We start from the raw sequence: 19369 nt of genomic DNA, 5'->3' as shown, positions 1-19369 counted from the left end.
GCAGATGCGCCTCGCGTTTCGAATCACTACCGTAAAACTGTAGCAGCCCATCGCGCGCGTGCAGAGCATGCGGATGGAATCGGAGAATACGTAAGGAGAGAGGATGGAGATCAGGCTGGCACAACCCAATGAGGCACCGGCTATCTGGCGCGTTCGCAATGCGGCGATCCGCCACGGCTGCAAGGGAGTCTACGCCGATGAGGTTATTGCTGCCTGGACGCCGGAGGCGATGCCGCAGGGGCAGGTCGCGATGATTATCGAGAATCCCTTTTATATCGCGCTATCTGAAGCGGGGCAGCCGGTGGCGACCGGCTTTCTCGATATTGCCACCGGCAGCATTGAGGCAATTTTTACCCTGCCGGAGTGGGAAGGCCACGGGCTGGCGACGCGCATCGTGAATACTCTGAAACAGGAGGCGCTCAGACGTGGCTTTAGCCGTCTGACGCTTGCGGCAACCCCCAATGCCTGCAACTTCTATCAAAAGCGCGGGTTCACGGTAGTGCGGGAGAGTGTTTACCACTCGAAGCTGGCGGGAGCGGATCTGCGCTGTATGGATATGGTCTATCACCTGAAAGGAGAGTAGTGATGAGTAACAACGCCGCAGAGGAGATTCTTGCGCTCTATCAGCGCCATGCCGCGGTCTTTGCAGAGCGGCGTTCACGGGCGTTGTTTGAAAAAATGTGGCTGGAGAAGTTCGCAGCTCTGTTACCGCCCCGGGCGCGAGTAGTGGATATCGGCTGCGGGAATGGTCAGCCCATCGCGGGCTGGCTGATTGCGCAGGGTTTTCAGTTAACAGGCGTCGATGGCGCGCCCGCGATGATCGATAGTGCCAGTGCGGATTTCCCGCATCAACGCTGGCTGTTGCAGGATATGCGCCAGCTGGCGCTGGGTGAAACCTTTGACGGGCTTATCGCCTGGGACAGCTTTTTTCATCTGACGCGCGACGATCAAAAGCAGATGTTCACCCGCTTTGAACAGCACAGCCAGGCAGGCAGCGTCCTGATGTTTACCAGCGGGCCGGAAGAGGGCGAGGCACTCGGCCAGATGGAGGGCGAAACGCTCTATCATGCCAGCCTTGCACCGCAGACGTATCGCACACTGCTGGCGGAAATAGGCTTTGAAGTGGTGGATGTGGTGCTAAACGATCCGCACTGCACCGGGCATTCCGTCTGGCTGGCGCAGCGTCAGGCGTAAGTGGAAAAAAGGGGCGTTTCCACCCCTGACGCTTATCTGATGATTTTTATGCTCTTTGACAGTGGCTCAATCACCGTCGATACCATAATAAAGCAGAGCGCGCAGAAGCCGGTCATTGCAATAAATACCGCGTCCCAGTTCCACGTATCGAGAATCACGCCGACCAGCAGCGGCATGCACATCCCGCCGAGCTGCCCGCCCATATTGATAACGCTGTAGGCCACCGGGTAGATCTCTTTACTGGCGCGGCCCATGGCGTAAACGGAGTAGGCCGAGTAGCCCAGCGACAGCATCAGCCCCAGCATAAAGAGCATCAGCGAGAGGACTATTTTGCTCTCCGGCGCATAGACCAGCGAATACATGGTGAAGATAGTGGCACCGGCGCTCAGCAGCATCAGTGGCTTGCGACGTTTATTTAACATCCGATCCGATAGCACGCCGCCGAGAAAATTGCCTAATACCGTGCCAAGGAAGGGTGCCGCTGCCAGCACGGCGGAGCTGGTTAAGTCGAAACCGCGTTCGGTGATCAGATATTTGGGCAGCCAGGACATCAGCACGCTGACAATGCCGACCATCGAAAAGTAGCCCAGCGCCACGCCATAGATATCCCAGCAGCGAAACACCTGTTTTGAGGTGGTGAGTTTATCCACCTGCCTGGTGCGAATCAGCTTATCCAGCCAGCCATATTTCAGCGTCTCCTGTTGCGCACTCTGGGCGACTGCCGTCGACTCTTCGCGAATATAGGCCACCTCCTGTGCATTAACGAAGCGGCTCTCTTCCGGCTTGTTACGCACCATGAGATACCAGAACAGCGAGAGCAGAATGCCGGGAATGGCGAAGAAGACAAAGATATAGCGCCAGCCCCAGGTCATGATTATCCAGGCACAAAGAGCGGGCACAATCAGTGGGCCGAACTTGGAGCCTGCGAGAAACAGCCCGGTTGCCGTGCCTTTCTCTTTCGCCGGGAACCACTGATTGATGGTGGCCGTGGAGCCAATTACCACCGGCGCTTCGCTGATGCCCACCAGGCAGCGCAGCAGCTTCAGCAGCCAGACATTATTTACCACGCCCATCAAGCCGGTAAATATCGAGGTGAGCAGCATGCCGAGGGCGAAAATATTGCGCATGCCATAGCGTTTAATTAAATAACCGGCGGGAATTTGAAAGAAGGCATAACCGGCAAAGAACAGGCTGATAAGTACACCTGCCATGGTGTTAGAGAGGTTAAATTCCTCCTGAATAAAAGGGATGGCAAAGCCAATATTGGCGCGATCCGCATTGGCGACGGTGTAGATGACAAAAATAAAGCTCATCACCCACCATCTGTAGTGCGTCATTTTAGGTCTGACTGTTTTGTTATCCATAATAGGTAATTCCGTAGGGTTTATTATTTTTTATCGCCGCAAAAATCAAATTCGCTGTAAGGACGCGCACGGGAAAGGGCGCTTAATAGCTGCGGCTCAATGGTTTCCCGTATGCCTGAGGCAACGGTTAACAGTGCTTCGAGAGAGATACCGGTGTTGACGCCCATGCGGTTAAACATATTTACCGCGTCTTCCGTGGCGCAATTCCCGGCTGCACCGGGAGCGAAAGGACAACCGCCCAGCCCGCCCGCCGCCGTTTCGAAGCGCCTGATCCCGTTCTGATACCCCACCAACATATTGGCGAGCGCCATGCCGTGGGTGTTGTGCATATGCAGGGCGAAATCGACATTCGGGAAACGCAGCTGCACCGTTTGCAGCACCTGCGCGGTCTGGCGCGGGTTGGCAACGCCAATGGTGTCGCACAGGGTGACGCGGCGGATGCCCAGCTGATGGGCGGAGTCGATGATCTCCAGCAGGGTGTTGCTATCCGTTGCGCCAATAAAGGGGCAACCGAATGCTGTCGCCAGCGACAGCGTGATAGTTAACTCCGGCCAGCGGTGGCGAATCGCACAGAGATCCGCCAGCGACTCCTGATGGCTGCGATTGATATTGGCCCTGTTATGCGCCGGGCTGATCGATATCACATAGTTGATGTGCTTAATCTGATGCTGATGCGCTAACTGCGCGCCTTTACTGTTAGGCACTAATACCCAGGGCGTAATGTGCGGATGTTTAGCCAGCACATGCGCAATAACGTCAGCGGCATCTGCCATTTGCGGGATCGCTTTTGGGCTGACCAGCGACGTTATTTCAATCTGGGTTAATCCTGCGTCAACGAGTTTGTCGATGATCAGCGTTTTTAAATCGGTGTCGATAAACGATTTAATATTTTGAAAACCATCGCGCGGGCCTACTTCGGTAATCTGAATAGCTGTTGGCATCGTTATCTCCTTATAAAACGCCTGTCTGAATAAGCTCTGCGATTTTTTCATCGGAGTAGCCCAGCAGCTCTTTTAATACTTCGTGGTTGTGCTGACCGAGAGTTGGGGCAGGGAAGCGAATCGAGGCTTTCTTATTAGTGAATTTGACCTGGTTTCCGGTCATGGTGATTTTTCCGGCGACCGGATGGTCAATATCGACGAACATCTCGCGCGCTTTGGCAATATGCGGATCTTGCGTGACGCGATCGATGGTATTGATCGGCGCGGCGGGGATACCGGCCTCCAGCAGGCGCTCAACGATGCTGTCAATAGGCAGCGTGCGCGTCCAGGCCTCAATAATTGTTTTTAGCTCCGCGTGATGAGTGACGCGATCGATATTGGTGCGGAATTGTTCATCTTCCAGCGCCGGAATAGTGAGCGTCTGTTTTAGCAGGCCATAGAGCTTGTCGTTACCGCAGGCGATGATGACGTAGCCATCTTGCGCTTCGAAGGAGTCGTAGGGGTAGATGGCTTCATAACGGTTGCCGATACGCGTCGGAATACGCCCCGTATTCAGGTAGATGATATTGATGATCTCAAGGGAAGAGACCATGGAATCAACCAGCGCAATATCGACTTTGTCGCCAACGCCGGTTTTCAGGCGGTTCGCATAGGCCGCCAGCACGCCGATGGCGCAGCTCATGCCGCCTACAACATCCGCAATGGCCGTGCCGGTGCGGGTTGGAGGTGTGTCTTGCCAGCCGGTGGTGCTCATCAGGCCACTCATTGCCTGGCCGATAATGTCGTAACCCGCGCGCCTGGAGTAGGGACCGGTATGACCAAACCCAGAGACGGCGCCATAAATAATCGCCGGGTTAACTTTGCGCAAATCTTCGTAACCGAGACCGAGCTTTTCCATTACGCCGGGGCGATAATTCTCAAGCACAATATCGCTATTACGTACCATCTCGAGGAAAATAGTACGGCCTTCCTCTGATTTTAAATTAAGTGTGATGCCGCGCTTATTTCTGTTTAAGTTCATAAAATAGGCGCTTTCGCCATTTATTTGCGGTGCATTAGCGCGTGAATCATCGCCTCTGCCCGGCAATTCAACTTTAATCACATCGGCACCAAAGTCCGCCAGCATCATACCGCAATAGGGACCGGCTAATACGCGCGTTAAATCGAGAACCCGCACGCCGGATAATACACCTGACTGATGACTCATAAATTACTCCTTTAACGTTAACAATGAATATGTGGGCATTTATTGCACCCGTTAAAGAGTAATCAAGATGTGTGCCAGAAATGTTGTGCGTAAGTTTTATATTTAACTTATTGATAGTTATATATTTTTATGATTATTAATGATCTGTGTGGCGTAATGGTTTTATAGCAATTGTGTTAGCAATTTCAAATATGTTATTCAGTTAATAAGATAACAACAAAGCAGATCGGAAATATGAAACATAAATCATTGCCCAACCTGGCGTTAATTACCCCTTATCCTTATTTAGCAAATGTCGTAATTGCACAGTGCACCGGATTATTTAATTGTCATGTTTATCATGGCAGCCTGGAAAAAGCGGCGACTATCGCACGCACGCTTGATAGAGAGTATTACGATGTGATCCTGAGCCGGGGCGGAACCGCAGAGTATATTGCCCGCGCGACGGATATTCCTGTCGTCACTATTCAAATGTCGATTTCTGATTTACTGAAAGCATTAATTCCAGTTCGGGATTGTCAGCGACCGATTGCCTTTTTTAATTACCAGCGCTATTTACCCGATGTTGTGTTGCTGGCATCCTCCCTGAATATCGTTATTGATGAGTTTGTCTTTATTTCTCATGAGGATATGACGTCACAACTGGAGCAGTGTTATGCCAGGCACTACACCATCGTGGCGGGCGGTTGCCCGGTGACCGAAACGGCACGGCACTATCAGATGCAGGGGATTTTGATTGAAAACGGCGTGGAGTCAGTTAACAGCGCACTGCGAGAGGCGCTGGCCATCGTTGAGACGACCAAACGCAAAATGTTGGATATGACGCGGCTGGAGATCATTTTGTCCTCTATCACTGAGGGGATTATCGTCACCAATGAAAATAATGACATTCAGCTATTCAATAAAGCGGCTGAAAATATCATTGGCATAACCGCTCCGCAGGCGCTGGGAAAACAGATTGACGCCATCATTAAAAACACGCGCATTAATCAGGTGTTGTTATCGAAATCGCCAGAGATCCGCGAACTGCAGGAGCTGGAAAACACCTCGATCATAACCAGCCGCGTACCGATGTTTATGGGGAAAGCCTGCATTGGCGTGGTCTGCTCATTTACCGATACGCCGCAGATCCAGAAAGTTGAGCGCATTATTCGCGGCAAATTACAGAAGAAGGGCTTTCATGCCCGCTATACCTTCGATCATATCCTGACTGCCGACAGTGCAATGCAGGCAGTGAAAAAGCTGGCGCAGGTGTATGCGCGAACCGATTCGCCGGTGATGATCTATGGCGAATCCGGCACCGGCAAAGAGCTGTTTGCCCAAAGTATTCATAACCACAGTCACCGCAAAAGCGGCCCGTTTGTGGCCATCAACTGCGCCGCCATTCCGGAGAGTTTACTGGAGAGCGAACTGTTTGGTTATGAGGGCGGCTCGTTCACCGGCGCAAAGCGGGAAGGGAAGGAGGGTTTGATTGAGCTGGCGCATCAGGGCACGCTTTTTCTCGATGAGATTGGCGAGCTGCCGCTGCCGATCCAGAGCCGGCTGCTGCGCGTTCTGCAGGAGTATGAAATCATGCATATCGGCGGGAAAGATATTATTCCCGTTGATGTGAGAATTATTGGCGCGACCAATCGCGCGCTCTCCAGCATGGCCGGGGAGGGAAGTTTTCGCCGCGATCTCTTTTACCGGCTCAATGTTTTACCTTTGACCGTGCCGCCGCTGCGCGAGCGCGCAGGTGATTTCCGTTACCTGGCGAGTAAGTTTTTGTGTGACGCGGCGGCAGAACATCTGCTCGTGCAGTTTATCGATTTTTTCGCGGCTTACTCCTGGCCGGGCAACGTGCGCGAGATGCGGTTTATCATTGAGCGGCTGGCGCTGCTCTCTGTCGGCTTTCCACATTACTCATTGCCGGAGATGCTCTCGCTCACCGGCTCGGCTTTTTCCGCTGCGCCAGTGCTGCAACCCAACGCATCGTTGCATGTCGATCTGACAAAAGGCTCTCTGAAAGAGATCACCAAAGATGTGGAGCGCCAGGTGATACGTTTTTATCTTGACCGGTATGAGCAGAATCAGGAGCAAGCCGCGGCTACGCTTGGCATCAGCAAAATGAGTTTATGGCGAAAGCTGAAGGGGGAAAGCCATTAATCTTGTGGTGGGAAGTTCGTGGAGGAGCGGCGGCTTAAGCGCACAAGCGCCGCAGCAAAGCGGCGCTGGCGTGAGCGATTAACGCTTACGCTTTTTCATCGCCATAACGATAAAAATGACAATCAGTGCACCGCAAATCATTCCTAAAGTATGCATCTCTTCCTCATATCTCTCTATAACACCTGTTTCAGGCAAGCAGCGAAGTATAGTCAGTAACGCCTTAAGATAATACCTGGCCTCCCTTAATTAGGGGGGCGGCCGTATTATTTAGCGGTGGGTATAAATCAGTACCGAGGCTTTTTCCTGACGGACGGGGATTTACACGGCGTAGTCGTAAGATGCACCACTGGCGATAAATTTAACCGCTATCGGGTTTTGAGCCGCGAGGAGCTCGGGGAAGCCAAAGAGAAGGGCGACAAGAGCGAGCATTAAGGCTAAAAGGCGCTGCGGGATCGCTTCCCGCAGCAGCCTGGTTACTGCTGATTTTCAGCTTCGCAGAAATCAGTGAATGTAATAACTGGTTTTTATAAACCACGTAGCGTTTTACGAAACTGGAGCAGATTATGGACGACAACCAAACGCTGTGCGCGAAGCTTAGCGAACGTGAGCGGCAGTTGCATTGCCCGGAAACCCGTAATCAACACAGCGTGGTCGACGAATTGTTGCATGAACAGTTTTTTGAGATTGGTCGCTCCGGAAGACGTTACGACAGAGCGCAGGTTGTTGATGCGCTGATCAACGACGCGCCGGAAGATGAAATCCACGCGGAGGATTTCGCAGTCACGGTGCTGAGCGAAGGATGTGCGTTGTTGACGTATCGCAGTTTTACCTTTGATGCACAAGGCGAGATCGCCAGGCCAACGCTGCGCGCATCGATATGGATAATAACGGGTGAAGCGTGGCAAATGCAGTTTCATCAGGGTACGCCAGAGGCGTGTTGAGCAGCGCGTTTGAGCAAGCGGATTATGGCCGGGAAATGCTGGATTGGGCTTTTAGTTCCTTTTGTCAAGGCTAGATAGAAATGTTTATTCGCTGGCTAAATAGAAATGTTTATTCTTAGATGAAAGAGCAACGATTATATGTATATGATACTCAGCGTGACCAGATAAGATATATAGATTATAGTACGTATTGCGCTCGATTGTACGTGTTGAATGTAAAGTTTACGCATTATACGTACAATTAACATCCATGCGTAAAGATGAGGCGTTACTTACAAGAGGGGCAGACTCTAAATTTATAATCCCCCATTCATGATTTATTGAAGTTTAATGCTTTTTTAGTGTGAGTTCGTAAGTGTTGAGTCATTCTTATGTACACAATATGGTTTTGAAAAAAGGATGAGCTTCTTGTCTGAATCCAGCTCGCCTATAGAACTGTTTGGCTGAGAGTCTGACATCAAGAAATATTTCACAGACACATCCAGAAACTAGTTTCAGATGACCAAATGTTGTGATCCAGCCAGATGGATTTTGATAACTATTCAAGCGTTAGAACTGAAAGCTGTAATGCACTTGGCGTGGTGATTCTCTGACTGGGATGATCTGGGATATACCATGAGCAGCGTGACTAGGGGAATGCGCTCAGGGCAGGGGAATTTAGTTTGCCCGCGTTTTCCTAATTGCGGGCAAAGCACCTAGCGTACGTAATGTGGAAACTAAGGGAGGGTAATTACGGTCATAATAACGGTGCTAAACCCAGTGAGTTAATGTAGGGTCCCAGCTTATCTCTAGTAAGGCTGCGTGCTAATGCCAGATAAGGCGCTGATTTGTCCAACATAATGAGCAGATCATTGAGATCGTCAGTAGGATCGTTTCCTTCCTCAATATTTCGAATGATATGTCTGATGGTAGATTTAATAAATATAGCTCTTTCCGCACGGGACGTAAGAAGTTCCACACGTGTCAATCCGCATATTTCTATCGTTGACTCTCCCTGAGGGCTGGGAGAACCATTCAGCTGAACTGGTTCGATACTACCGTTTTCCAATAATTTGATGTGCTGTTCTGGATCTGTTAAACAGGGATTAATTAAAAGTGGCTGTTCAAGATTAATACTGCGGCGGCTTTTTGCACGCGCATCTTCATTTACAAGTGGGAAGAAGCAACCTTTACCGGTCAGACTCCATGTCACTCCATCTGCATGCAGCTGTTTTCTGAGTTGATTACAGTCAACACAGGAGATGAGGAGGTTGTCCCAGTCCGCTGCCAGCCAGTAATATCCCTCAATTTTTTTCACACCTGTATCAACTTTAACATGCACTTTACCTTTAGGACGGTAGTGTTCAACGTCTCCGGCTCCATTTAGTCTGGAATCACAAAAGGCACACTTTAGCTGAAATATCTCATTGAGCGCGTTTTTGACATAAAGTTGCGAATAGACACTGAAACTAAGATTTTTGCCATCTCTGTATTTTTTGCGGTTACTTCGTAGCTCCTTAGCAGCATCCTTTCTTAATTCAGCGGGCTCAGACCCATCCGGGCGTTGTATTTTAATCATGATATTTCCCCACCCTGTTATCTATTTCATTCATGATACGACGAAGTTTAGAAATTGTTCCTTCTGATAACTCTCTGGCGCTAACTGACGACTGATAAGGAACAGCTGTTGCTGATTCCATGTCTATAAGCTTGAGCGCCAAGCGCTCTCGCCGTGTCTCGCCAAGATAACGTTCATCTGTGAGTTCGCGAATAAGCTCATCTAGGCGTGTTTCCTGCTCTACATCTCTTGATGTAACGGAGAGTAGGCCTTCATATTCCTTAATTCTCTCTTCCTGAGAAGGATCAACCGTACTGCGCAGGCCAAAATGCTCAGATTTGAGTAGTTGCTCAACGTGGAATCTGTCAACCGGAGGGAGATCTTCTAATGCATAAACTCGCCTGGATTTATCGCGTAGCAGTACCGCAACTTCCCCTTCCTGCAATCCTCTGAGGCAGAGAGGGTCGTGCGTGCTATAGATAAATTGAATATTTGGGAAGGCATTGCGTAAGGCGGTAACATGCTGAAGACGCCAAGCTGGATGGAAGTGATTCCCTAACTCATCAATCAATACAATTCCCTGTGCAGACGCCATGGAATCATAGACATCATAGAGTATTTTCATCATGTCGACGGCGATACCGAGCATACCCTGATATCCATCGCTCAGTTCACTGAATTCGCGATAGGGATCGTTGCATATTGAGATCCTGACTTCCTTATCACCACTAATTTGCAATTCAAGCTGTTGATCTGCTGGCAGCAGGTTGTTCAGAACCGCATTGATGTCAGTAACCCGGCCCTCATCCTGTTCAAGCAACCAGGCTTTAGGGTCTGTCAGTGGCAGGAAGGGGTCAAAAAGGTTATCTATTTTTGCAAATGCTTCCCCGGACTTGCTTTTGCGGTTTTTTGACGGCAGAAGGCGTGTGGCACCGTAGGCCAGAAGAAGCGATTGAGGCCTCTCATGACTGAGTGAAATGGGTTTGTTTCTGGTTAAGGTCATCACATATTCTGAGTTATCAGCACAAGTCACCTTAACCTCCCCACTATAGGCACGATGAGGGAGAAAACGATTACTAGTAAGTTTTAACTTTCTAAGATAATTTTTACCGCTAAGAGTCATGGCGATCGCGCGAAGCACAGTACTTTTCCCAACCCCATTTTCACCCAAAAGGGCAAAACAAGGAATTCTGCTGGCATTGGGCGCGCTCAGATCAAGGGTCAGTTTCTCAACAGGACCGAAATTGATGATGGAAATTTTTTCTATATAGCGTGCCTTCGCACGATATTTTTCTTTATCTTCTTCACTGGCGCTTTCAGTTGAAAAATTGGAAAGCGAAGTTTCGTAACCTTCCTGTTGCCTGATCAGTTGTTGATCATCACCCTGCATACGTTCTTCGAGCGATTTTCCTGAAAGAAGCTGCCGCCAGACGAGAGAATAGGGTGATCTAATTGCATTCTCAGCTCGGGTTATTGATGTAGCTTCCTGAAATTTTTCAATTTCCATTTTGCGGGCGAGAACCAGTGCTTCTCTGTTCAGAATCAGCGTCTCAATGGTTGCGAGTCCTCGCTCGGTCAATCCAATCAGTTTGCCATCGGACGCCAAGGCAAGATGTTCATCGGGATCATCATTGCAGGGGTCAAGTAACAGTGGTTGTTCAAAAGCAATGACCTTGTCATAGCTCCAGCCTTCTTGAGCAGACTCACCCTTTAACGGAAAGCGCGCGCTTTTATTTCGATTGCATACCGGGCAGGCTAAATATAGGTTTCTCCAGTCGGCCGATAAATACCAGTAGCGATGAGAATGTCCTCCTTCTCTATCCAATACCGGGCCTTTGGGCCTGAACTGTTCAATTTCACCTTCACTTGACAATCCTAGCTGCGATTCACAATAGCAACACTTGTATTCAAATATATGCCTCAGCATTTCTACTAAATTAGAATAATCGTTTCTGCTAAATAACTTTGAGTAAGGCATAGGGCGAGGCTGCTGAAGTCGGCCGATTTCCCTAGTTTGATTTCTCTCTGCATCCACAAGTGCCAAGTAGGGGAGTAAGAATGAAGGGCACTCAGGGCGATGGACCAGTCTCATTAAAAATCCTTGTTGAGTTTCTGCCGTCATATAGGCAGGCTACTGAAGTCGAATACGAAATCATGATTTCTATCGCAGCCTAGGATGAGTGTCCAGAGATTCTTCATTCTGGAAGCCCCGCTGACCTGCTATTCGTTGAACAACACAGATGGTTGGTAGCAACTTCTTCTTCTGGCACGAAGCGTACCGCCTGAAGTACCGTGATGTCTGCTGTGAGCGAGGCGAGAAAGTTCGCAGTTGGTTTCGCAGCCAGATAGTCGCATTACTAACATTGCGGAGTGTTAATCAACGGGGAGCAGGTCACAACATGAAAAATCTTCCATCAGGTGATAAATCCAGTAAACCACTTCAATTGAAAAAATAGAGAAAATTCAGATATTCTCCGGAAGTGATTTCGTAAATGTCAGTAGCCCCAAAGGAAAGTTCCGTTGTGCTGACCATCTGGCTGTTTCTCAAGGTTTGTTAACGCCACCCCATTTGGCCGTACGAGTAAAGGCAATAGCTTTACAAGAACCATATGGAGCTTGTGACGAACTAAGAAAAAACTTAGTAAAATTCTACAGTCATATCAATAATATCGAAGGAAAAGCCATCATGTCGGAACGCATAGGAACGAATATCTTTATTGGACACGGTCGCTCATTAATGTGGCGAGAGCTAAAAGACTTCGTATAAGAAACGTTACATCTTCCTTATGATGAGTTTAACCGGGTTGCTATTGCTGGAGTAACAAATATTGCCCGATTTTCTCAAATGTTAGATAACGCTTGCATCGCTTTTATTATAATGACCGTGGAGGATGAGAAGGCTGATGGCAATAGACAAGCTAGAATGAATGTCATTGATGAGGTTGGTTTGTTTCAGGGTAGATTAGGTTTTGATAGAGCTATTTTATTACTAGAAGATGGTTGCTGAGAGTTTACGAATATAAATTCGTGTTGGGCTGTTAAGATTTCCAAAAGGTCGAATATCGGCAGTCTTTCATGATGCGCGGGAAATATTAGTGCGTGAGAATATCATTGATGGATAAACGGTTCTTATAATGATACTATGCAAAAGATGCTGCAGATGAAGGTATTTATCAGCGTTTTTTCAACCTAATTAAATTTCTAGTGAGCTATTAATTAGAAAATACAATAAACTTCGCAACAGCGATATTAACTTAAGGGGATTTTAAAATGGACATTCCGCACCCAATATTATTGGTTACATCGAGCTTATGTGATTTTTTTACTCCTAAAAAAGAACTCAAATCACCTCATTACGATAGGTTTATATCCCAGTTCAGTGAGATAGCTGTTTCTGCCATCGTATCGCAGGGGAATTTTGACGAGAAAATGTTTCAGGAATCGGTAGTGTTTCTTGATACTCATGTAGATGAGTTTATAGATGAACTCACTGATGGTGCAATGCGAGTAAGGAAAATGTTCCCTGTGTCTAGTGTTATACTTGGTTATGATCAAGGCGAACTTGTACAAAACTCAGAGAATAGATCTTTCGTAACTGACTACTTTAAAACAAAATCAAGAAATCTGGAAATTAGTAATCGTATTCACGTAATACGAACCTTAAACGCCAGTGCCTACTTCTCATATTTTAGTTTATTTGAAAGCACTATTGAAGATATTTATCGTGAAATTAAACCTAATTCACCTGCTGTGGTCACTGGTGGGATTATTATTGAGCACTGTTTAAAAGAAATATTAAAGGCAAAGGCAATAACGAACCCATTTTATGAAAATCTTCACGAACGAAGTAAGTTTTTTATTAACAAACAAGTCTTAATGCATTCATGGGGATTCTTGAACTTCATTAGAAATAATCAAGCGCATAGTAACAATCAGTATGATGAAAATAAAAAATTAACGCTTGAAAAGCATTACAATAATATTGCAGCAGCAATATCTGAAGAGGAAAACAGCGAATCATTGGTTGATGTTTTCCACATGAACTTTGGGAAAATAGTTGCCCAAGTTAAAGATGATGGTTTCCTTGCCTTCAATAACACATTAGAAAATTTCATTCGCCATACTTCTCTTATGATTATGGAATCACTCTATATTAGTGAGTATGAAAAACTTAGAGCCGAATCGGAGTAATTATGGCTAAGAAAAAAACGCAAGTTGTCACCCGTATTCCTGGTGAAATTTATAAGTGTCCTGGTAATGGAAATCCACAAGCTTACGACGACGTAAAAGCCGACTGGAAATGCCCTGACTGTGGTGAGTTCATCCAGATTTGTGCGCAAAATTCGACTGGTGAAAAGGCTACGTTCATCCGAAAAAGAGCTGATGAAGTTGTAAAGGGAGAGTTGGTTAAACCACAAGGGGGGGCAATGACTCAATTCAACAAAGTAATAGGTATCACTGTAAAGGACGATGGAACGATTGTATTCGGCCTAGAGAAGTTAGGAGCTCGTTCTTATGAGCCTGAACAATGGATCACCTGTCGTACGGGTGGAGAATGGTAAATTAGAAGCGGCTATGTTAATAGCCGCTCTTCTTAACCATCCAGCAACTCCACAGTAAGTGATGACAGTTTGAGTTTCAATAACTCTTCACGATCATCTAACATGTTAACTTGAACCTCTAAGCTTGAGTTGAATTGTGGCTGACCTACATATAGTTGAGTTTCATAGTAAGGAGTATAACGTCGAAGTTCGTCTCACGGGTCTGTTCCGCGTTGGATGAACAAACTAACTTTCCAGATAACCCCGTGTAGCCTCGTAATAGGAGAACGTTGACTCGGAAAGAACAAAACGCAGATGCATCGGACGACTCGTAGCATCATCCACATAAACAAGTAAAGTACACGGTCTTGCACGATCTTCAAACCAGTGATGGTCGCAGCCATCAATCTGTATAAGCTCACCGGTACAGGCACGTCGATATCTCGGCTGCTGAATTTTCGGCGCCCGGAGTTTACGTGGTACCCATAAACCGGCATGGATCATCATTTTCCTGAGTGTTTCTTTACTAAGCTGAATCCCAAGTTCTTTCGAAAGTTGTTCACCTGCAAAGAGGTGGGGCCAAAATCGGAGTAGCCTTTCTGACTGAGAAATTTCACAACTTGCTCATATATATGCGCAGGTGTTTTACGGTTACCAGGTTTTCCACGCTGCTGATTACTCATACCTAATGAGCCAAATTCACGGTAGCTACGAAGCAGTCTGCTGAAATGAATTGCGGTCACGCCAATCTGTCTGGCGGCTTGCCCTGGGCGCAGTTTTCTATCAATCACGTCCTGCAGGATTCTGAGGCGATCGACTTCTTTCATAGTGAAGATACCAAATTCTGCCATAGGCATAACGCACCTCTGCATGAAGTCTGAGTGAGAACCATGAGTGAAGCGGAACCTAGGACTTGTTAACTGTAGAATAAACATTACCATCTAGGCAGTATTAAACATTAGCATTTAGCTACCACACCTTTGGTGCGCATAATGTATATTATGTTAAATGCCATATTTGGTTATCCATCCAGACTCTCTGTTATCTCAGCCTTCGCGCCCCGGCCATGTTGTTCCCTGCTCGACTCATTCTTATGGTCGGCAATGAGCAAACCTCATATCTGTCGACGGGTTACGCACTCCATTAATAAAGATGCTTCTCTTTGCTAAATCAGCCTCACCGCTGCCGTGGAAAACGCCACCATAAAAAAAGCCGGGAGGATCCCCGGCTCTTTTATGCGTATCGTCAGAGAATCCCCATCTTCCTGATCTCATCGATCCAGGGTCTGAACTCTTGCAGCAAGTTGTCATAGAGTTTTTCGTCACTCATGGTGCCGAAATCATCCATCGCAAAGAAATCGGTGTTATCTACCCGGCGATCGGTAAAGTCATCCAGATTTTCAAGAATGCCGTAGTTCGACCCGCCAAGGCCGACAAACTTCCAGAAGATCGGATAGTTTGCGGAGCGGCGAATCGCCTCTTTAATTTCGCGCGTCTTACTGATGCCGCCATCGGTAATGAAGACCACGTAAACCGGCAGTTTGGTCTCTTTGAAATAGTCGACGATCTCTTCCATCACCGGCGGCTCATTATTCACACCGCCCAGCCCCGGCAGGATCTCAAACATCGTACGCTTGCCGTTCTTGCGTATTGTCTCAATGTAATCGTCAAGATTATCCAGCGTGACGTTCGGGTATTTTTTATGTTTCTTACCGAACGCCCACAGATCCATCTCGCCGTCATCATCAAACTGAACGGCAAGCACCGCGATGCGATCGAGTACCGCCTGAACGTTACCTTTGTTAAATTGCCCGCTCATTGAGCCAGAAGCATCAAGCACAAACGCAACGCTTGCCTGTAGCGTATCCAGTTTATTCTTCGTCAGGCTGACCGTGGCTTTCTTCGCCAGGCTAACCAGCCGCGGCGATTTATCTTGCAGTTTTTTCTCAAGGCTAATGCGCGTCGGCGCCGGCGCTGAAGGTTGTGCAGCAGGCTGGGCAACCTCCACACCATAGCTGACGGCTAACGGTTCAAGCCCGCCGTTGAACCCCTGCCCCATTGCACGTAATTTCCAGGCGCTACTGTGACGATAGACTTCCGCCAGAATGATCGCTTTTTCGCTGCGTCCTGCGGTTTCAACGTGAAAGTCCGCAATGCCCTGAGCCTCAATACTTAACCGGCTCAGGGCATCAATGCTTTCGCTGCCGTCAATGACGACCGTGATGCTAATCTTGCTGACGCTGGCGGGAACACGATCGAGCGCGATCGTTACGCTGGATTGCTGTTGGCCGAGCGCCAGTTTGACCGCGCCTTCCGCAGAGGTGAGATTATTGAAGAAGATAAAGTCGGCATCGCCGCTCACTTTTCCCTGGGCATTGAGCATAAACAGACAGGTATCGACTTCGCTCTTAAACCCTGCCCGTCCCGTGTAGTTGAGGTTCAGGGTGATGAAGTTCTCCGCCAGCGGCGTGTTTTGTCCCGGTTGTAATCTCATAGGTGTTGTCCTTATCAATAACCCAGCTCCCTGCCCTCAGACATGCGTGTGCCTGAAGCGCTGAAGCGGATTCATCTCTTTTGCATCGTTAAGGAAGTGATAGCGCGGATGCCACAATCGCCATAAAAATTTTAAATGCGGCAATGCTTTAAATATAAGAAGCAAATAAAAAACCCCGGCTTACTCTCCGGGGTTTTATATTTTTATATCGCTTAGATATTAACGCCGTGTTGAGAAGCAAGCGCGGCCAGACCACCCGCGAAGCCCTGACCAACGGCTTTGAATTTCCACTCTGCGCCGTGGCGATAGAGTTCGCCAAAGATCATTGCTGTTTCAGTTGACGCATCTTCAGAGAGATCGAAGCGAGCAATTTCAGTGCCGTTGTCGTTGTTGTAAACGCGCATGAAGCTGTTGCTCACCATACCGAAGTTCTGCTTACGCGCTTCGGCTTCATAGATGGTTACTGCGAACACCAGTTTTTTGATGTCAGCAGAGACTTTGGTCAGATCGATTTTGACCTGCTCGTCGTCGCCGTCGCCTTCGCCGGTACGGTTGTCACCCTGATGCTCGATTGCGCCGTCAGGGCTGGTTTTGTTATTGAAGAAGATGAAATGGGCGTCTGACAGCACTTTACCGTCATCACCAACTGCGAATACGGAGGCGTCCAGGTCGAAACCCTGACCGTCAGTTACACGTGCATCCCAACCCAGACCGACCATGGCGATATTCATGGTAGGTGCTTCTTTAGTCAGAGATACGTTACCGCCTTTAACGAGAGAAACTGCCATTTTTAGCTCCTGCTAACAGTTGTGTTTGGGCTGAATAATCAGCCCATGTATGAGATCAAGATGCGTTGATGCCGTACTGAGCACAAACGGATGCCAGGCCACCAGCATAACCCTGGCCGACCGCGCGGAATTTCCACTCGCCATTGTGGCGATAGAGTTCACCAAACAGCATCGCGGTTTCGGTTGAGGCATCTTCGGTCAGATCGTAGCGAGCCACTTCAGTCTGGTTATCATCATTAACCAGGCGAATGAACGCGCCGGAAACCTGGCCGAAGCTCTGGCGACGCGCCTGCGCGTCATGGATTGTCACCACGAAGATGATTTTGTCGACGTCAGACGGCACCGCATCCAGTTTAATTTTCAGCGATTCATCATCACCGTCGCCCTCACCGGTGCGGTTATCACCGGTATGGGTTACGGAGCCGTCAGAAGAGGTTAAGTTGTTATAAAAAATGAAATCGGCGTCACCGCGCACTTTGCCGTTAGCGGCCAGCAGAAAAGCTGACGCATCCAGGTCAAAGTCCTGACCATCAGTCGAGCGCGCATCCCAGCCAAGGCCCACCAGGACATTTTTCATTGACGGCGCGGCTTTACTCAGGGATACGTTCCCACCTTTGGAAAGAGAAACACTCATAAAATAACCTCTCAAATTGTTGTGGATTTAGCGTAATTCGTGAGGGGATTAACTCCCCTTTTCCTCTGAATCGGGTTTTGCCGGGAACATCACGCTGGCAATGATCCCCAGCGCCAACACACCCAGTACAACATACAGGCTGGTCGTCGCCGAAATGCTGTAGCCATGGTGCCAGATGTGGTCGGTGGCATTGAGGCCAAGTTTCACTGCGATAAAGAACAGCAGAACGATAACCGCCTTCTCCAGATGAACCAGGTACTGCTTCAGCGCTTCGAGAACGAAGTAGAGCGTACGCAGGCCGAGGATAGCAAACATCATGGCGCTATAAACAATCAGTGGTTCACGGCTAACAGCAATAATGGCCGGGACAGAGTCGAATGCAAACATAACATCCGAAAGTTCAACGACGGCCACACACAGGAACAGCGGTGTTGCATACAGGGCGGCTTTCTTACCGCGGCCGATGGTCACATCACTGTTTTCTGGTTTTGCCAGTTCCGCATCCACTTCCTTCTGATTAAGCAGGAAGGCATGACCCTTCAGCTTTGGCCAGATTGGGAAGAAGCGTTTTACCATGCGGTACGCCAGATGCTGGGAGTAGTCCTCGATTTCATCATCGTCGTCGCCGCTTTTCAGCATCATCACCGCAGTCCAGGCCACAATAATGGCGAAAACCACTTCAACGTATGGCCCGAGGCTCAGCAGGCTGGTACCAATCGCAACGAAAATACCCCTGAACACGATGGCACCAATCACGCCCCAGTAGAGCACGCGGTGACGATAACGATCCGGCACGGCGAACCAGGAGAAGATGGCCATCATTACGAACAGGTTATCGACGGAGAGCACTTTCTCCAGCGCGTAACCGGTCACAAACAGGCTGGCGACTTCCGCGCCGTGATGAATATAGAGGAAACCGGCAAATGCCATCGCAACCGCAACCCAGAAGAGTGACCAGAGCGCGGCACTCTTCAGGGATATTGGCTTGTCGTCACGGTGCATAAACAAGTCAATAAAGATGGCACCGACTGAGAGCGCGATAAAAACAATAACTGTTTCAGTCGGAAAACCGATGTGTGTTGAAACCATAATTTACCCTTAGGGATGCAGATCAGAGGCCAAATTCAGCCGGGTCGAAGCCCAGCGCGAGAGCAATTTCGCGCACGGCAGTTTTCTCATCCTGGTCAAAGTTGCCGTCACTTTTCGCAACGGCAATACCAACACGCAGAGCAAGTTGCGCTGCTTCCGGTTGATCTTTTAACGCCAGGATGTATTTCATGGTTTCGCCTTTACCGATTTCGATATCGAAATCAAAGCTCGAGACCAGTTTATTAAAGAAATCGATCACCTCATTGGTATCGAAGACTTTCAGTTCTTCGGAAGCGCGCAGAAAGCCCATCATCTTCTGCTTCTCTTCAGAGCTCACGCCGTCGCTGGAGACGGCGATCCGCGCGCATACTGCCACGGTGCCCTGCATAAATTTTTTGTTTTTGAAGCGGCCAACTTGTCGGGTCAGTTCATCACGACTGGAGTTGATGGCGCCTTTTACTTTGTCAAAAAAACTCATAGCGGTTTCCTTTATTA

At 48.5% G+C, this 19369-nt stretch carries 17 protein-coding genes and 2 pseudogenes; 8 read left to right on the top strand and 11 right to left on the bottom strand.

Translation table 11 applies throughout. The annotated features are described in order from the left end of the window. The first annotated feature begins 103 nt into the window (after positions 1-103). Both N7V53_RS12120 and N7V53_RS12115 read left to right on the top strand, forming a co-directional pair. Complete coding sequence (locus N7V53_RS12120) at positions 104-583, top strand: GNAT family N-acetyltransferase (protein ID WP_279793522.1); 480 nt, start codon at positions 104-106, stop codon at positions 581-583. Between the two features lie 2 nt (positions 584-585). Next, positions 586-1194, top strand: coding sequence for a class I SAM-dependent methyltransferase (locus N7V53_RS12115; protein WP_279793521.1), 609 nt, complete (start codon positions 586-588; stop codon positions 1192-1194). A 32-nt stretch (positions 1195-1226) separates the two neighbouring features. On the opposite strand, the gene N7V53_RS12110 is transcribed toward N7V53_RS12115, so the two are convergent. The 3 genes from N7V53_RS12110 to N7V53_RS12100 are packed head-to-tail and all read right to left on the bottom strand — an operon-like array spanning position 1227 to position 4706. Next, the gene (locus N7V53_RS12110; RefSeq protein ID WP_279793520.1) at positions 1227-2558 is read right to left on the bottom strand and encodes an MFS transporter; all 1332 of its coding nucleotides are present in this window, start codon (positions 2556-2558) and stop codon (positions 1227-1229) included. 23 nt (positions 2559-2581) lie between these two features. Continuing rightward, positions 2582-3499, bottom strand: a complete 918-nt coding sequence (locus tag N7V53_RS12105) for a hydroxymethylglutaryl-CoA lyase (protein ID WP_279793519.1) — start codon at positions 3497-3499, stop codon at positions 2582-2584. Between the two features lie 10 nt (positions 3500-3509). After that, positions 3510-4706, bottom strand: a complete 1197-nt coding sequence (locus N7V53_RS12100; RefSeq protein WP_279793518.1) for a CoA transferase — start codon at positions 4704-4706, stop codon at positions 3510-3512. Positions 4707-4940: 234 nt separating this feature from the next. Between N7V53_RS12100 and N7V53_RS12095 the strand changes: the two genes are divergently transcribed. The 3 genes and pseudogenes from N7V53_RS12095 (at position 4941) to N7V53_RS12085 (ending at position 7792) form a co-directional block, all read left to right on the top strand. Next, on the top strand, positions 4941-6851 hold the full coding sequence (locus tag N7V53_RS12095; RefSeq protein ID WP_279793517.1) for a sigma-54-dependent Fis family transcriptional regulator: 1911 nt from the start codon (positions 4941-4943) through the stop codon (positions 6849-6851). Positions 6852-7097: 246 nt separating this feature from the next. Beyond that, positions 7098-7283, top strand: a pseudogene (locus N7V53_RS12090) (hypothetical protein); the annotation flags it as partial. 131 nt (positions 7284-7414) lie between these two features. Continuing rightward, entirely contained in the window at positions 7415-7792 is a 378-nt protein-coding gene (locus N7V53_RS12085) for a DUF4440 domain-containing protein (RefSeq protein WP_279793516.1), read from the top strand. A gap of 736 nt (positions 7793-8528) precedes the next feature. Here the strand turns inward: N7V53_RS12085 and N7V53_RS12080 are convergent. Both N7V53_RS12080 and N7V53_RS12075 read right to left on the bottom strand, forming a co-directional pair. Further along, positions 8529-9350, bottom strand: coding sequence for a hypothetical protein (locus tag N7V53_RS12080; protein ID WP_279793515.1), 822 nt, complete (start codon positions 9348-9350; stop codon positions 8529-8531). Then, the gene (locus N7V53_RS12075; RefSeq protein ID WP_279793514.1) at positions 9343-11451 is read right to left on the bottom strand and encodes an AAA family ATPase; all 2109 of its coding nucleotides are present in this window, start codon (positions 11449-11451) and stop codon (positions 9343-9345) included. The genes N7V53_RS12080 and N7V53_RS12075 overlap by 8 nt, the downstream gene beginning before the upstream one ends. Before the next feature lie 723 nt (positions 11452-12174). Between N7V53_RS12075 and N7V53_RS12070 the strand changes: the two genes are divergently transcribed. The 3 genes from N7V53_RS12070 to N7V53_RS12060 all read left to right on the top strand — a co-directional run bounded on the left by N7V53_RS12070 (position 12175) and on the right by N7V53_RS12060 (position 13891). After that, entirely contained in the window at positions 12175-12336 is a 162-nt protein-coding gene (locus tag N7V53_RS12070) for a TIR domain-containing protein (protein WP_279793513.1), read from the top strand. Between the two features lie 263 nt (positions 12337-12599). Then, the gene (locus tag N7V53_RS12065; RefSeq protein ID WP_279793512.1) at positions 12600-13520 is read left to right on the top strand and encodes a hypothetical protein; all 921 of its coding nucleotides are present in this window, start codon (positions 12600-12602) and stop codon (positions 13518-13520) included. 2 nt (positions 13521-13522) lie between these two features. Further along, on the top strand, positions 13523-13891 hold the full coding sequence (locus N7V53_RS12060) for a hypothetical protein (protein ID WP_279793511.1): 369 nt from the start codon (positions 13523-13525) through the stop codon (positions 13889-13891). A 231-nt stretch (positions 13892-14122) separates the two neighbouring features. Here the strand turns inward: N7V53_RS12060 and N7V53_RS12055 are convergent. The 6 genes and pseudogenes from N7V53_RS12055 to N7V53_RS12030 all read right to left on the bottom strand — a co-directional run. Continuing rightward, positions 14123-14727 (bottom strand): annotated as a pseudogene (locus tag N7V53_RS12055) (helix-turn-helix domain-containing protein); the annotation flags it as partial. A 388-nt stretch (positions 14728-15115) separates the two neighbouring features. Next, positions 15116-16363 (bottom strand): VWA domain-containing protein, encoded by a 1248-nt coding sequence (locus N7V53_RS12050; RefSeq protein ID WP_279793510.1) that lies wholly within the window; start codon positions 16361-16363, stop codon positions 15116-15118. Positions 16364-16575: 212 nt separating this feature from the next. After that, positions 16576-17151 (bottom strand): TerD family protein, encoded by a 576-nt coding sequence (locus N7V53_RS12045; RefSeq protein ID WP_023478842.1) that lies wholly within the window; start codon positions 17149-17151, stop codon positions 16576-16578. A 55-nt stretch (positions 17152-17206) separates the two neighbouring features. Next, on the bottom strand, positions 17207-17785 hold the full coding sequence (gene terD / locus N7V53_RS12040) for a tellurium resistance membrane protein TerD (protein WP_000116676.1): 579 nt from the start codon (positions 17783-17785) through the stop codon (positions 17207-17209). A 48-nt stretch (positions 17786-17833) separates the two neighbouring features. Continuing rightward, positions 17834-18874 carry a tellurium resistance membrane protein TerC gene (gene terC, locus N7V53_RS12035; protein ID WP_124968343.1) on the bottom strand — a complete coding sequence of 347 codons (1041 nt, stop codon included), beginning with the start codon at positions 18872-18874 and terminating at the stop codon, positions 17834-17836. 22 nt (positions 18875-18896) lie between these two features. Continuing rightward, a complete protein-coding gene (locus N7V53_RS12030; protein ID WP_023478888.1) occupies positions 18897-19352 on the bottom strand; it encodes a tellurite resistance TerB family protein in 456 nt (151 codons plus the stop codon). Positions 19353-19369: the final 17 nt, after the last annotated feature.

It is taken from the genome of Kosakonia sp. HypNH10 (genome assembly GCF_029850615.1).
GTDB lineage: Bacteria > Pseudomonadota > Gammaproteobacteria > Enterobacterales > Enterobacteriaceae > Kosakonia > Kosakonia cowanii.
This window is presented reverse-complemented; position numbering and strand designations above follow the sequence as displayed.